14 protein-coding genes, 1 pseudogene and 2 other annotated features are annotated in these 13,717 nt (G+C 47.6%); of the genes and pseudogenes, 2 read left to right on the top strand and 13 right to left on the bottom strand.

The features are described 5' to 3' along the window. Positions 1-18: 18 nt before the first annotated feature. The 7 genes from groL to NSQ50_RS04915 all read right to left on the bottom strand — a co-directional run bounded on the left by groL (position 19) and on the right by NSQ50_RS04915 (position 5,497). A complete protein-coding gene (groL, locus tag NSQ50_RS04945; protein WP_036676504.1) occupies positions 19-1,650 on the bottom strand; it encodes a chaperonin GroEL in 1,632 nt (543 codons plus the stop codon). A gap of 78 nt (positions 1,651-1,728) precedes the next feature. Further along, complete coding sequence (gene groES, locus NSQ50_RS04940) at positions 1,729-2,010, bottom strand: co-chaperone GroES (RefSeq protein WP_036676506.1); 282 nt, start codon at positions 2,008-2,010, stop codon at positions 1,729-1,731. A gap of 513 nt (positions 2,011-2,523) precedes the next feature. Next, the gene (tatC, locus tag NSQ50_RS04935) at positions 2,524-3,291 is read right to left on the bottom strand and encodes a twin-arginine translocase subunit TatC (RefSeq protein WP_076224391.1); all 768 of its coding nucleotides are present in this window, start codon (positions 3,289-3,291) and stop codon (positions 2,524-2,526) included. A gap of 143 nt (positions 3,292-3,434) precedes the next feature. Further along, entirely contained in the window at positions 3,435-3,677 is a 243-nt protein-coding gene (locus tag NSQ50_RS04930; RefSeq protein WP_036676510.1) for a twin-arginine translocase TatA/TatE family subunit, read from the bottom strand. A gap of 139 nt (positions 3,678-3,816) precedes the next feature. Continuing rightward, positions 3,817-4,302: a MogA/MoaB family molybdenum cofactor biosynthesis protein gene (locus NSQ50_RS04925; RefSeq protein ID WP_036676512.1), complete on the bottom strand. Its 486-nt coding sequence runs from the start codon at positions 4,300-4,302 to the stop codon at positions 3,817-3,819. Positions 4,303-4,387: 85 nt separating this feature from the next. After that, on the bottom strand, positions 4,388-4,858 hold the full coding sequence (moaC, locus tag NSQ50_RS04920; RefSeq protein WP_036676513.1) for a cyclic pyranopterin monophosphate synthase MoaC: 471 nt from the start codon (positions 4,856-4,858) through the stop codon (positions 4,388-4,390). Positions 4,859-4,861: 3 nt separating this feature from the next. After that, positions 4,862-5,497 (bottom strand): 5-formyltetrahydrofolate cyclo-ligase, encoded by a 636-nt coding sequence (locus NSQ50_RS04915; protein ID WP_076224389.1) that lies wholly within the window; start codon positions 5,495-5,497, stop codon positions 4,862-4,864. A gap of 244 nt (positions 5,498-5,741) precedes the next feature. Between NSQ50_RS04915 and NSQ50_RS04910 the strand changes: the two genes are divergently transcribed. Continuing rightward, complete coding sequence (locus tag NSQ50_RS04910; protein WP_036676516.1) at positions 5,742-7,682, top strand: ABC-F family ATP-binding cassette domain-containing protein; 1,941 nt, start codon at positions 5,742-5,744, stop codon at positions 7,680-7,682. A gap of 406 nt (positions 7,683-8,088) precedes the next feature. On the opposite strand, the gene NSQ50_RS04905 is transcribed toward NSQ50_RS04910, so the two are convergent. After that, positions 8,089-9,624, bottom strand: coding sequence for a 2-isopropylmalate synthase (locus tag NSQ50_RS04905; protein WP_036676518.1), 1,536 nt, complete (start codon positions 9,622-9,624; stop codon positions 8,089-8,091). Positions 9,625-9,677: 53 nt separating this feature from the next. Between NSQ50_RS04905 and NSQ50_RS04900 the strand changes: the two genes are divergently transcribed. Continuing rightward, positions 9,678-9,803, top strand: a complete 126-nt coding sequence (locus NSQ50_RS04900) for a hypothetical protein (RefSeq protein ID WP_256716582.1) — start codon at positions 9,678-9,680, stop codon at positions 9,801-9,803. A gap of 57 nt (positions 9,804-9,860) precedes the next feature. Then, positions 9,861-10,141, bottom strand: a binding site (T-box leader). A gap of 52 nt (positions 10,142-10,193) precedes the next feature. Continuing rightward, positions 10,194-10,488: a binding site (T-box leader), on the bottom strand. Positions 10,489-10,530: 42 nt separating this feature from the next. Here NSQ50_RS04900 and tsaD read toward each other — a convergent pair. From tsaD to NSQ50_RS04875, 5 genes and pseudogenes are all read right to left on the bottom strand, one after another. Beyond that, positions 10,531-11,580, bottom strand: coding sequence for a tRNA (adenosine(37)-N6)-threonylcarbamoyltransferase complex transferase subunit TsaD (gene tsaD, locus NSQ50_RS04895; protein ID WP_036676520.1), 1,050 nt, complete (start codon positions 11,578-11,580; stop codon positions 10,531-10,533). Then, positions 11,577-12,101, bottom strand: coding sequence for a ribosomal protein S18-alanine N-acetyltransferase (gene rimI, locus NSQ50_RS04890; protein ID WP_036676521.1), 525 nt, complete (start codon positions 12,099-12,101; stop codon positions 11,577-11,579). Before rimI ends, tsaD begins: the two co-directional genes overlap by 4 nt. Beyond that, complete coding sequence (tsaB, locus tag NSQ50_RS04885; RefSeq protein ID WP_036676654.1) at positions 12,098-12,928, bottom strand: tRNA (adenosine(37)-N6)-threonylcarbamoyltransferase complex dimerization subunit type 1 TsaB; 831 nt, start codon at positions 12,926-12,928, stop codon at positions 12,098-12,100. The genes rimI and tsaB overlap by 4 nt, the downstream gene beginning before the upstream one ends. Positions 12,929-12,933: 5 nt before the next feature. Further along, a complete protein-coding gene (gene tsaE / locus NSQ50_RS04880) occupies positions 12,934-13,416 on the bottom strand; it encodes a tRNA (adenosine(37)-N6)-threonylcarbamoyltransferase complex ATPase subunit type 1 TsaE (protein WP_036676523.1) in 483 nt (160 codons plus the stop codon). 160 nt (positions 13,417-13,576) lie between these two features. Next, positions 13,577-13,717: pseudogene (locus tag NSQ50_RS04875) on the bottom strand (multidrug resistance efflux transporter family protein); the annotation flags it as partial.

Raw genomic sequence — 13,717 nt, 5'->3', positions numbered from 1 at the left:
GCTTCGATAATGATTTCCTTACATCATGCCACCCATTCCACCCATGCCGCCCATATCTGGCATGCCGCCGCCTTTTTCAGGCTCAGGCTTGTCAGCGATAACAGCTTCAGTAGTCAAGAACATAGCAGCTACGGATGCAGCATTTTGCAGCGCGGAACGAGTTACTTTAGCAGGGTCAACGATACCCGCTTCGAACATGTTCACCCATTCACCAGTAGCAGCGTTGTAGCCGATACCTACTGCTTCTTTTTTCAAGCGGTCCACGATTACGGAACCTTCTTGACCAGCGTTAGCTGCGATGGTGCGAATTGGCTCTTCCAACGCGCGAAGCACGATGTTAACGCCTGTTTTCTCGTCGCCAGTTACGTCTACAGCAGCAACAGCGTTATATACGTTCACAAGAGCTGTACCCCCACCGGATACGATACCTTCTTCAACCGCTGCGCGAGTTGCGTTCAGGGCATCTTCGATGCGAAGTTTGCGCTCTTTAAGTTCAGTTTCAGTTGCAGCGCCAACTTTGACAACGGCTACGCCGCCAGCCAATTTAGCCAGACGCTCTTGCAATTTCTCTTTGTCGAACTCGGAAGTTGTTTCTTCCAGTTGAGCACGGATTTGGCTTACGCGTGCATTGATGTCCGCTTTGTCGCCGCTTCCGTCTACGATTGTTGTGTTTTCTTTAGTTACGCGTACTTGACGTGCGTTACCCAGTTGTTCAATGGAAGTGCTCTTCAGATCAAGACCGAGCTTCTCAGTGATCACTTGGCCACCAGTCAGGGCAGCGATATCTTGCAGCATAGCTTCACGACGGTCGCCAAAGCCAGGAGCTTTAACAGCAACAGCGTTGAATGTTCCACGCAGTTTGTTCACGATCAGCATAGCTTGTGCTTCGCCTTCGATATCTTCAGCGATAATAACAAGCGGTCTAGCTTGTTGAACGATTTTTTCAAGCAATGGAAGGATTTCTTGAGTGCTGCTGATTTTTTTATCAGTGATCAAGATGTATGGATTCTCCAAAACAGCTTCCATTTTGTCTGTATCAGTAATCATGTATGGGGAAATGTAACCACGGTCGAATTGCATACCTTCTACTACTTCAAGCTCAGTAGCGAATCCACGGGATTCTTCAACAGTGATAACACCGTCTTTACCTACTTTTTCCATAGCTTCAGCGATCAATTGACCTACTTCATCGTCAGCAGCAGAGATAGCAGCTACTTGAGCGATAGCTTGGGAATCTTCGATAGGCTTAGCGATTTTTTGCAATTCTTCAACAGCTGCACGAACCGCTTTGTCGATACCTTTGCGGATAACCATTGGGTTAGCACCAGCAGTTACGTTCTTCAGACCTTCGCGGATCATAGCTTGAGCCAGAACCGTTGCAGTTGTAGTACCGTCACCGGCTACATCATTAGTCTTAGTAGCAACTTCTTTAACCAATTGAGCACCCATGTTCTCGAATGCATCTTCAAGTTCGATTTCTTTAGCGATCGTTACACCATCGTTAGTGATGAGTGGGCTACCAAATTTCTTCTCAAGCACCACGTTGCGGCCTTTTGGTCCAAGTGTAACTTTTACCGCGTTTGCCAGAGCATCTACACCACGAAGCATAGAGCGGCGAGCTTCTTCACTGAATTTAATTTCTTTAGCCATTGTGTAATTACCTCCTAGAATTTTTTGTATATCCTATTACTTTAAGTAGTTTAGATTTAGCTTATGATCGACTCTTGCTTAGTCAAGAATCGCGTGAATGTCGCTTTCTTTCATAATCAAATATTCTTTACCTTCATATTTGATTTCTGTTCCTGCATATTTAGAGAAAAGAACACGGTCGCCTTCTTTAACTTCAAGCGCTACACGTACTCCATCTTTCAAAGCTCCGCTACCTACTGCGATAATCGTTCCTTCTTGTGGCTTTTCTTTCGAGGAGTCCGGAAGCACAATCCCGAATGAAGTTGTTTCCTCCTGCTCGCTCGGTAGCACCAATACGCGTTCACCTAATGGTTTGATCATGAAAAAATAGCCTCCTTTAAAATTATGTTATTTTGCTTCAAAACATAGTTTAGAACTTACGGGCCAAACTTAGAATTCTGTGATGTTCTTGAAAAATATCAATGGAACCCTGCTAATCTCCAGCCCATCTCCTATTTTTCAAGAGCGTTAGCACTCAACAGCGTGCAGTGCTAACAACAATTTTTATGATACTCAACTTGAGCCCGGATTTCAAGTCTTTTTACACAAATTCGTATTAGTTTTCGCAAAAAAATACGTTTCAATGCTTGTCCAAGCACACACTCTATTACATTGTATCCACGGGTTTTGAAAATATGCGTAGGATTCCAGCGCTTTCCTCTCACCCCTTATCGATATGAACGTTGCTAGAATGGTTAGACCTTTGCATCTAATGATCCTGATCGGCCGATAACAATTACTTATTAAGTGTATTCAATCCAACTAATGAAATCAACTTATAGCAAAAAAGCTGCCACATTCGTAGAAAATCTACTTAGCGGCAGCCTTTTTTCCTCACTCCTTCTTCTGAACATACCGTTCATCCCGTGCCGCGTCCGCAGCAAGTTGCTTGCGATAGACAAATGCAGATAAAAATACACTGAACTCATACAGGATGAGCAGTGGAATCGTCACCAGGAAGTCTGAGATAAAATCCGGGGGTGTGATAACCACGGCGATAAATACAAGCGTGAAATAGGCATACCGACGCATTTTACGCAAGCGTAGCGGGTTGAGAACTCTTAGTTTGGTCAGAAACATCACCAGCAATGGAAGTTCAAACAGCAATGCCAGCGGCAATACCAGGCTGAACATGAAGTTAAAATACTGTGCAATCCCGTAGGTCTCTTCCAGTCCCATACTCCGGGTAATTGAGATTGTGAACGAAAGTGCCATTGGAAAAACAATATAATAAGCAAAAGAAAGACCGATAAGGAAAAGAACAAACACATAAGGAACATAACGCAGTGTCGCACTTCGCTCCTCCGGCCGAAGGCCTGGACTGATAAATGCCCACAATTGGTAGGCAATAAACGGGACAGAAATCAATAGCGAAACGGCCATCGCGATCTTCATGTACATCCCAATGCCATCCCAGAATGAGAATGCATGCAGAACAAAACCTTGCGCCAGGTCCGTGCTAATCAAATAATCGTAAATGGGCTTTGCACAAAATAAACCGCCTATTAATCCAAGGACAAATACGATTAACACATAAATAATCCGTTTGCGCAGCTCGGTGAGATGATCTACCACCGACATTTCTTCCGATTTCAGAGACATCCAGACACCATCCCATGACAAGAGTAAAAAAGATAACACTAACTTTCTTCAAAGCAGTGTCCGTTGCTGCGGAAAGCAAAGAAAAAGGGGCGTCTCCTCAAGTCTAGTAGACTCCTGAGATTGCCCCATTGAAAGATCTTCTATTATTCCGGCAGGCGTTTGTCCTGAGGAATATCTGCAGCGACCGTTTGCGGGGCCGTCGGCACAGGAGCTTCGCTCTTCTTCACCGGTTCATTATCCCCGATGATTTCACGCGCGCCTTCCTTAAATTCACGGAAGGTTCGTCCAACTGCACGGCCTAGCTCTGGCAGTTTATTTGGGCCAAAGAGCAGAAGTGCCAGTATGACCAACAAAATAATACCAGGAGTTCCAATTCCACTAAACATTATTATTCCTCCTTGTCCACCTGTCCGTTCATGGTATCGTTTACTTTAATTTAATAATACCATAACTTATGTCACAGTTACATCCACTTTCTTCTATAAATAGATTATCGTTGTGACGTGACAAGAAGATGACAAAGGGTTATTGGCGGTATTGGCCAGTTACCATGAGCAGCGCTTCCGGCAATTGATCCATAATAGCTGCCAAATTCTCATGAACACCCTTCGGCGTTCCAGGTAAATTGACAATCAACGTGCGTCCACGAATGCCGCATATCCCACGGAAAAGCATAGCTGCACGGTTTTTTTGCATCACTGTGCTGCGCATAGCTTCTGAGAGCCCAGGCACTTCCCGTTCTACCACTCGCCGAGTAGCGTCCGGGGTCACATCACGAATTGCCAGATCTGTGCCTCCGGTGGTCAGTACCAAATCTGCCTGAAAATAGTCCGTCAGTTCAATCAATGCTGCGATAATCTCATCTTGTTCATCGGGAACGATTCGATATTCAATGATCTCGCCACCTAGTTCCTCTTCCACCAGCTCCCGAATAACCTGGGCGCTCGTGTCTTCCCGTTCGCCCCTGGCCCCTTTATCACTGGCCGTTAGGATTGCTGTCTTCCACGCCATAGGTTTGTCCTTCCTCTCTATATGTATAGTTGGCTGTACAGTTCAGCCTGCTCGCATCAGCGCTTCGAACATAAGCAACTGATACTTATTCGAGCGTATAATCTCCGTTCTTGCCCCCGCTCTTAGATACCAGTAGCGTCGGTCCGATAATCATATCCTTCTGAATAGCCTTACACATGTCGTACACCGTTAATGCTGAGGCAGAAACAGCGGTTAAAGCCTCCATCTCTACTCCGGTTTTTCCTGTAGTATGGACTGTTGCTTCTATATAAAGTTCATCTTCGCTGTTATCGGAGAAGCTGATATCAATACCGGTAAGTGGCAGCGGGTGGCACATCGGAATCCAGTCTGACGTCTTCTTAGCCGCCATAATTCCGGCAATCTGTGCAACAGCAAGGACATCACCTTTGCTGATCTTGCCACTCTTAATGGCGCTCAGCGTTCCAGCAGCCATCTTGATCATACTCCGCGCAACAGCTGTCCGCTTCGTGATCTCCTTCTCACTCACATCCACCATACGAGCTCTTCCCTGCTCGTTGAAATGGGTCAATTCCATGGCTCACTCTCCTTTTCGGCAGTGCACTATACCATTTTCAGTAATCAGCATGTCCATTAAAGCGTCATGCTCATCCATCGGCACTCTTGGAACCAACTGCATGCTGTAAGCTAACCCGATCCATATCGGAGGCTGTGCGCTAACGTACCCGGCGTTCTCCCAAGACGCACGTAGCCGGTCATAGTATCCTCGACCGTAGCCAAGCCTGCCGCCTTGAAGATCAAATGCTAGCCCTGGTACGAAAACAACAGCAGGTAGCTTAATCTCTTCAACCTCTAATAAATCTCTGCTGGAGACGATAGGTTCATGGATACCATAAGTCCCCGGCTCTAAATCGCTCCATGCATTCACCACGTGGACACTCATTTCACCGCTTGCTGGAATTACACGCGGCAACAGCACCTTACGCTGATCCTTCCACGCCTGTGTGATAAGTGGGCGGGTTTCAAGCTCTGAACGAAAAGACACATAGGCCATTAGTGAAGTTATATCCTTCGTGTCCAGCCACTCCAATGCATAGTGGCAGACTTGAAATGATAGTTTACTTCTCTGGTCCGAAGACAGCTCGTTTCGGGCGATGGTCTTCTCCGCTCGTAGTTGTTGCTTTACTTTGGAGATCTCCGACTCCTTGCTGGACATTGTCGGCTTCCCCCTCTTATTCATCCCTAGCTTATCCTTGTTTGTAAATCCAGTTTACCACTCTTCTCCCCGGTTCGCCAAGGTGGATAGAACTGTGTTATCGGACTAGGTCGTTATTCCCTCCTTACATTAGATCGAACCCTCGCTTGGGAAACGCTTTTCATGTAAACTATAGAATAAGTTGTTCATACGGCTGAGGGATAAATACCAAGGCGAAATATGCAAGGGTGGAGGTTTCATCGTTATGCTTCTTCAAGCGACAGGAATTACTAAATCATATGGTATACAGAACGTACTGGATGGCATAAGCCTACAGGTAAATGAAAAGGAACGTGTCGGGCTAGTGGGTGTGAATGGTGCCGGCAAATCAACTTTTCTACAAATTCTGGCCGGTGAGATGTCTTATGACAGCGGTCAAATTCATAAATCAAAAGAAACAACAATCGGATATTTAGCTCAGAATAGCGGACTGCAATCTGACAAAACCATTCATGAAGAAATGATGGCGGTCTTCGCTCCGCTAATCGAAGCCGAAACTGAGCTGAGAGAGTTAGAAGTAAGTATTGCTGATCCTAAGCTCGCGGAAGATCCCAAGCGGTACGAAGAACTGCTTGAACGATATGCGCGGCGTTCGGATTGGTTCAAGGACCACGGCGGCTATGAAATGAATACACGGATTCGCAGTGTCCTACACGGCATGGGCTTCAGTGATTTTCCACCGGATACACCCATTTCTACCCTTAGTGGAGGCCAAAAGACCCGGCTCGCGCTGGCCCGTATTTTGCTTCAGGCTCCGGATCTTCTGATGCTGGATGAGCCTACTAACCATCTGGATATCGAAACGTTAACGTGGCTGGAGGATTACCTCCGCAGCTATGCTGGCGGGATTCTGGTTGTATCCCATGACCGTTATTTCCTAGACCGGCTCGTGACTACTATTGTAGAGATCGAGCGGCACCAGTCCCGGCGTTATACAGGTAACTACAGTCGGTATGTAGATTTGAAGGCTGCCGAATATGAAGCACGGATGAAGCAATATGAGAAGCAACAGGATGAAATTTCGCGGATGGAGGATTTCGTTCAGAAAAATATTGTCCGGGCATCCACCACAAAACGTGCACAGAGCAGACGCAAAGCGCTTGAAAAGATGGATCGTCTAGATCGCCCAATGGGCGATCTGAAGAAAGCTAGCTTCTCCTTTGAGCCAGACTTCATGTCTGGAAAAGAGGTGCTTCAAGTGCGCAATGTTGCGGTTGCCTTTAATGAAGGTTCACCTTTATTCAAGGACGCCTCTTTTGAGCTTCGTCGCGGGGAGACTGCTGCCCTGATTGGTCCCAATGGTATCGGTAAATCCACGCTGCTGCAGTGTATGACCGGAACCCGTGAGCCTTCTGCCGGAACGGTGAATTGGGGCACTAAAGTAAAAATTGCTTATTATGATCAGGAACAAACCCGACTTAATCCACAAAATACGGTTATGGAAGAACTGTGGAGTGAATATCCAATGATCGAGGAAGCCAGAATTCGTACGATCCTTGGCAATTTTCTTTTTAGCGGAGAGGATGTTCTTAAGAAAATTTCCGCACTCAGCGGCGGCGAAAAAGCTCGGGTTTCGTTATCTAAACTAATGCTCCGCGGTGCAAATATGCTAATTCTCGATGAACCTACCAACCATTTGGATCTGGTCAGCCGTGAGGTTCTGGAATCTGCTTTAATTGATTTCGAAGGTACCCTGCTGTTCATCTCCCATGACCGTTATTTTTTGAACAAAATGGCTGAACGCGTACTGGAGCTGCATCCCGAAGGGATCGACCAATACCTCGGCAACTACGATGACTATGTCGAGAAGAAACGAGAATTAGAAGAGATTGCAAAAGATGCCGCTGAACTAGCTACTAAAAACGTCAATAAGGACACTGCTGTACCTGAAAAAAGCGCTGTAACCTCTTTTGAAGCAGACAAGCAGGCTAAGCGTGAAGAGCGTAACCGCAAACGGCGTATCGCAGAGCTTGAGGAGAACATCGCCACACTCGAAGAATCGATCGTATTTATAGAGCATGAAATGACTAAACCTGAAGTTTATCAGGATTATTTAGCACTTCAAGGTTATGAAGAGGACCTAAAGAACAAAAAATCTCAGCTGGCAGATTTCTTTAGCGAATGGGAAATCCTTGCTGACGAATAATGTAAATCCTCCTTATAAATATTTTTTCATCGTTCTAGATTTGTTCATAAATAGTTATCCACAGCTCTATACACAGGTTTCGTGTATAACTCCCTACTTTAAAAGACCCTTCGGGGTCTTTTTTATGCGTTAAATCGGTATTTTCAAGGAAAAGGAATTATTATCCACGGATCTATCCACATTATCCACAATTCTCACAGTGTTTCATTGCCAACAAAATTGTTTATTAGAGCATTTTGAAAAAAGCCGTTATTGCTGATTTTACGCACTTTTTACACAACTCAGGCAGAATATGTGGATAACGTTGTCCACAACTTGACAAAAGACGTAACCCCATTTTACAAGACCGAATTTATGCTAAAAAAGAACCCGCTATCTCCTAAACTGACAGCGGGCACGTCGTATTTTAGACAATCTGTGTAGAGAGCAGGGCAGCATTACAGGCTGCGATATAAGCGATGCCAGCCGCCATAATTATATCTTGGTGAGTGGCCGTGCCTCTGAATTTTAGGCCCTCCCACTCCACCATCACCGCTGCTTCTGCTTGCGCATTCTCTCCGCTTCCAAGCGAATGAAGCTCGAGTCCTGCAAAGTCTATCTCCTCAGCAATCCCTTGCCCAATAGCGGCGATAATCGCTTCAAGCGGGCCTTCGCCAGTGCTGGTATGTGACGTTTCCCGGCCAGTCTGCAGATGGCGTACCGTAACTGCGGCTACACGGCGCTGGGCACTGCCCGCCAATACCTGAACCTCACCCAGCTCATAGACCTGAGCTTGTTGTCCAGTTGTACTGCTTACCATTTGCAGCAGCTGGTCATCACTTACGACCTTTTGACGGTCAGCGGTCTCTTTAAAGGACTCATAAAGTGCATCCAGCTCCGCAGGCTCCAGCGTTATTCCATACTTCGCAGCCCGATCCTTCAGCGCATGTCTGCCAGAATGTTTGCCCAGAATGATCATGCTGCGGGGGATGCCCAGCCGTTCGGGATCCATAATCTCATAGGTACTACGATCCTTGAGCAGGCCATCCTGATGAATCCCGGATTCATGCTGGAAGGCATTTCTTCCGACGACCGGCTTGTTATAGGCGATTGGAAAATGCATCGCTCCACTAATCAGCCGTGAAGTATCATACAGTTTATCGAGCACGATGCCTGTTTCTGCACCGATTGCATCGCCGCGGGTTTCGAGCGCCATAACAAGCTCTTCCAGTGCGCAGTTCCCTGTGCGCTCGCCTACACCATTCACGGTGACTTCTATCTGAGTCGCCCCTCCATCAATCGCTGCCAGACTGTTAGCTACAGCCAGCCCCAAGTCATTATGACAGTGGGCACTATAGCTGACCTTGCCGCCACCTCTTGCTCCCTGCCGCACTCTCCGGAACATCTCGCCATATTCATGTGGCAATGCGTATCCTACTGTATCCGGCAGGTTAATAATGGAGGCCCCTTCCTCTATAACTGCCTCAACCATTTCAATCAGATCATCAATCCCTGTCCGTGCAGCGTCCATGGCCGTGAATTCAACTACATCACAGAATTGTCGCGCATAAGCCGTCATCTCGCGCGCTTTAGCTACGACTTCAGCTCTGCTCATACGCAGTTGATGCTGCAAATGAATATCAGAAGAAGAAATAAACAAGTGAATCCGCCGACGTTCAGCGTCTTGAGTGGCCCGGACTGCAGCATCGATGTCTCCTTTTACAGCCCGCGCGAAACCACAAATCTCCACGTTGCGCACCTTGCGCGAAATCGTCTGCACCGCTGCAAAATCTCCAGGACTCGATACCGGGAACCCCGGCTCCATTACATCAACACCCAGATCAGCAAGCTTATAGGCCAGCAATATTTTTTGTTCAGGAGTCAGACTCGCCCCAGGGGCTTGCTCACCATCGCGCAGAGTCGTATCGAAAATTTGTATACGTTTCTTAACTGGAATAATCATCTGAATTCCTCCTAGTTTTGTTTTCATGTAATTGGATGCTTTATCTCTATCCTATGCTTCAGCGCAGAACCACACGTCGACTTGCGGTTCTGCTCATTTCCCACCCACTGCTGCCGGCAGCTGAAACAAATGAATCTCTGCACAATGTGCAGAGTGTTCACTTTTGGCGTCTTATGTAGCGATGAGTCCATAACTCGGACTTCTTCTACAAGAACGCAAAAACCCGCCGTCTCTAATAAAGAGACGGCGGGTTACCCCTCCGCGGTACCACTCTTTTTGACGCATCGGCTGTCTTAATAACAAGCCTTAAAGCTGCGTCCAGCTCTTCTTCCCGATTTAAGCTGGAGTGCCAGCTTAAATCCGGAAAGGTCCGATAACGAGGACAATCGTAGGCAGCGTACTCTAGTTCCGCCGCTCCGCTCCCGGGCGAGCTTCAAGAAATCCGGTGACTGCGTCGCACCAACCCGCAGCTCTCTGTTCACCGTCAAACTCTACTACTCCCGTTCTTAGCGTGTGTAATATAAATTATTCACCACTCTAAATCCATACAAAAAAGCCTGCCATCTCATTCAAGAGACGACAGGCTGTTAACCTTCGCGGTACCACTCTTGTTGATGCTCTGTATCGGCTAAGTTACTGTCGATTCCAATTGAACATCCACTCTACGGTCCAGTATGTTAGGTACTAGACCACCCTATCACGGAGGTTACCCGTAAACGGTGTACAAACGTTCCGGCGACAATTGCCAGTAATGCTTCCACCGCTCCGCTCCCAGACGAGTTCAGGACTCCTTCGACTGCGTTGCACCCACCCGCAGTTCTCTTATCCCAGAGTATCCTTACTACTTCCGCTCATCGCGTTTGCTTGTTTAATTGAACTGATTATACTCGTTAGCTCCAAATGATGTCAATAGGCAGATACAGACCATTGTTCCAGTGAGAATCCAGGGTCAGCAACCATATCCAGCGGTATTCCACCGTCATGCTGCCACTTCACGTATGCAGCTGCTCCAATCATCGCCGCATTATCAGTGCAATATACCGGGGGCGGAATAATAAGTTCAATGCCCTCCGTTTCACAGCGCGAGATTAATGCCGAGCGGAGTCCACCATTAGCAGCGACACCCCCACAGAGCAATAACTGTTTGGAGTTAGTGGCTTTAACGGCGCGTACCGCCTTTTCCACCAGCACTTCTACTACCGATTCTTGGAACCCCCGGGCGATGCCTGCGACATTGGGTTCAAGACCTTTCATTTTGCTCTGATTCACCACATTCAGCACCGCCGATTTTAGACCGCTGAAGCTGAAATCATAAGAGTTCGGCTCCAGCCATACCCGCGGCAATGCAACAACTTCCGTCGCTTCGCGTGCCAGGCGGTCTACATGGGGGCCACCGGGATAAGGGAACCCAAGCGCCCGAGCCACTTTATCATATGCTTCACCTACAGCATCATCACGCGTGCGGCCGATAATTCGAAACTCACCCTCACGCTCCATATGAACCAGTTCAGTATGTCCACCTGACACCACTAGTGTCATGCAAGGATACTGCAACTCTGCAACCAGGCGGTTAGCATAGATGTGGCCTGCAATATGATGCGTGCCAATTAACGGCTTGCCCCATGCAAGGGCAAGGCTTTTAGCTGCTACTACACCGACCAGTAAAGCGCCCACCAACCCCGGGCCTTGAGTCACCGCTACCGCAGTCAATTGTTCGGGTGTAACGCCTGCCTTGGCGAGCGCTTCCTCGATTACGAGCGTAATTACCTCCACATGTTTACGGGAAGCCACTTCTGGCACCACGCCCCCAAAAGCGCGATGTGTCTCTATTTGACTCGAGATAATGTTGGATAACACTTCTGATCCGTTTTTGACCACGGCCACCGAGGTTTCATCACAACTAGTCTCTATAGCAAGTATTAGTACAGGTTGAGCTGCGCCTGTTTCTGTCTTCATTTCAAGTCCACGCTTCCTTCCAAATAGCCATGCTCCTTATACTCCGGTAGATCCGCCCACATAATGAGTGCATCCTCGCGATTATCGGAATAATATCCTTTGCGCGTGCCGGCAGAACGAAAGCCTTTTTTACGATATAAATTCTGAGCTACCTCGTTGGATACCCGCACCTCAAGTGTAATGGACTTCATGCCTACGTAAGAGGCAGTATTCATTAACTCTTCCAACAGGCGCTCCCCCCATTTACGTCCACGATAAGCTTCGAGTAAGGCAATATTCGTCACATGCGCCTCATCCACGATAGCCCACATTCCAGCATAGCCAATGATATGACCCGCCAGCTCCATGACCATGTATTTAGCAAAATGATTATGCGTCAGCTCATTCCGGAAAGCTTCCTCTGTCCACGGCATGGTAAAGGCTTCGCGCTCAATAATAAGAATGTCCGGAATATCCTCCAGCTTCATCAGGCGAAAAACAAGATCAGCCTCTTGTGCTCTCAATGATTCCACTTCCGTCATCGTTTTAAGCCTCCTTTACTACTTAACCGCAGATTGGCCTCCGCTTCCGAAATCTGAGTATAGTTAGGGATTAAGCTATGAATATCATCATTCTCTACTTGCAGCCGGGCTTCACCAAGGAAGCCTGTCCAACGCCCCTCCAGCTCATAAGGAACAGCTACAGAAGTGCCGAGTTCCGCCAGCGGATGTAGTGATTCTTCGCTGCCATGCACAGCGGTTTCTCCAACAAACCATAGAATAGCTGGTTTAGTTCCTTCGGCTGAAGCCTGTTGTAAACGTTCTGCCAAGTACTCCACCCAGTCGGCCATCAACCGGATGGCATCTGGTTCAAGGCGGCTGAGAGCACTATTCCCATCCGCTGCGAATAACCCTGTGTAGACCTGTCCTCGGCGCGCATCCATCAGTGGAATGATCCAGTCTGGACCGTAGCCACTGTTCGCACTGGCTTGTCCTGACTCTGCTGTCGTCTTATTCTTAAGGGCAGTTTCATACCCACCCCATGCCACAGCATGCAGGCTCGAAACACCAACTACTGGGACATTCCATGCCCAAGCCAGCGTTTTGGCAGCCGTAACCGCGATCCGTGTTCCCGTATAAGATCCCGGACCCACACCAACTGCAATCCCGCCCAGATTAGCAACGGTTGTTCCCGAAGCTTGCAGCGCCTGCTCTATAATCGGCAGCAAATGCACCGAATGATTCCGTTCACCGGAAGCATTAATTTCATGCAATAATTCTCCATTTTCGGTCACTGCAACCCCCAATACAGCAGTTGATGTATCCAGCGCTAAAAGCCGCTTGCGCGGCTCTGTATTCTCGTTCGTCATTTTTATTAACCCCACTTCTGGATCAGCTCCCGGCAAAGCTCACCATAAGGTGCCCCGATTCCGGTCACCGTAATGATTCGTTCCTCCGGTCCAACTGTTTCCATGTATATATGCATATGCCGCGGCGGCATTAACTCCGTAATAATACTGCTCCATTCTACCAAACAAACACCCTGACCATAGAAATACTCATCCAATCCAAGCTCATCTGCTTCCTGAAGTGAAATTCGATATACATCCATGTGATATAACGGCAGACGACCTTCGTACTCTTTAATAATAGTAAAAGTAGGACTGTTTACGATCCCTTTCACTCCAAGATGGCGAGCGTAACCTTGCGAGAAGGCCGTTTTTCCTGCGCCTAGATCACCGTCCAAACCGATAACCATGCCTGCCGTTGAAGCAGCAGCTATTGCACTTGCCAGTTGCTCCGTATCCTGCAGATTGTAAGAACGGTAAGTGAACACCGTTTCGACTGTTTTGTCCAACTATAACTACCACCTTTTAAAATATCCCTGTCGAAAACCATTACATTCAATTATATCGGTATGGTCCATCCACCGCAACAACTGTCCCTGCCCATTGTTTAAGCCGAAGGAGGTACAGCCCTCTTCTTCGCTTGCGTGGTTAAGCTGGATTTCGATAATGAACACTGCGAGATTGAGTGGCTTCGACTACCGCTAATCCGCTCATACTGCTCCTTACCATATCCGTAGCTTGAAAAAATAATACTGTCGCAATAACTCCTGAACTCAGCGCAACAATAATGGACTTTCCTGCCTGACCCAA

This window comes from Paenibacillus sp. FSL R10-2788, assembly GCF_038003885.1.
GTDB lineage: Bacteria > Bacillota > Bacilli > Paenibacillales > Paenibacillaceae > Paenibacillus_AQ > Paenibacillus_AQ odorifer.
The sequence above is the reverse complement of the archived record's forward strand: the minus strand, read 5'-3'. Positions and strand labels throughout refer to the sequence as shown.

Coding starts and splice junctions, on each gene's coding strand:
- groL (WP_036676504.1), bottom strand. CDS start 1,650: ATGGCTAAAGAAATTAAATTCAGTGAAGAAGCTCGCCGCTCTATGCTT.
- groES (WP_036676506.1), bottom strand. CDS start 2,010: ATGATCAAACCATTAGGTGAACGCGTATTGGTGCTACCGAGCGAGCAG.
- tatC (WP_076224391.1), bottom strand. CDS start 3,291: ATGTCTCTGAAATCGGAAGAAATGTCGGTGGTAGATCATCTCACCGAG.
- NSQ50_RS04930 (WP_036676510.1), bottom strand. CDS start 3,677: ATGTTTAGTGGAATTGGAACTCCTGGTATTATTTTGTTGGTCATACTG.
- NSQ50_RS04925 (WP_036676512.1), bottom strand. CDS start 4,302: ATGGCGTGGAAGACAGCAATCCTAACGGCCAGTGATAAAGGGGCCAGG.
- moaC (WP_036676513.1), bottom strand. CDS start 4,858: ATGGAATTGACCCATTTCAACGAGCAGGGAAGAGCTCGTATGGTGGAT.
- NSQ50_RS04915 (WP_076224389.1), bottom strand. CDS start 5,497: ATGTCCAGCAAGGAGTCGGAGATCTCCAAAGTAAAGCAACAACTACGA.
- NSQ50_RS04910 (WP_036676516.1), top strand. CDS start 5,742: ATGCTTCTTCAAGCGACAGGAATTACTAAATCATATGGTATACAGAAC.
- NSQ50_RS04905 (WP_036676518.1), bottom strand. CDS start 9,624: ATGATTATTCCAGTTAAGAAACGTATACAAATTTTCGATACGACTCTG.
- NSQ50_RS04900 (WP_256716582.1), top strand. CDS start 9,678: ATGCTTCAGCGCAGAACCACACGTCGACTTGCGGTTCTGCTCATTTCC.
- tsaD (WP_036676520.1), bottom strand. CDS start 11,580: ATGAAGACAGAAACAGGCGCAGCTCAACCTGTACTAATACTTGCTATA.
- rimI (WP_036676521.1), bottom strand. CDS start 12,101: ATGACGGAAGTGGAATCATTGAGAGCACAAGAGGCTGATCTTGTTTTT.
- tsaB (WP_036676654.1), bottom strand. CDS start 12,928: ATGACGAACGAGAATACAGAGCCGCGCAAGCGGCTTTTAGCGCTGGAT.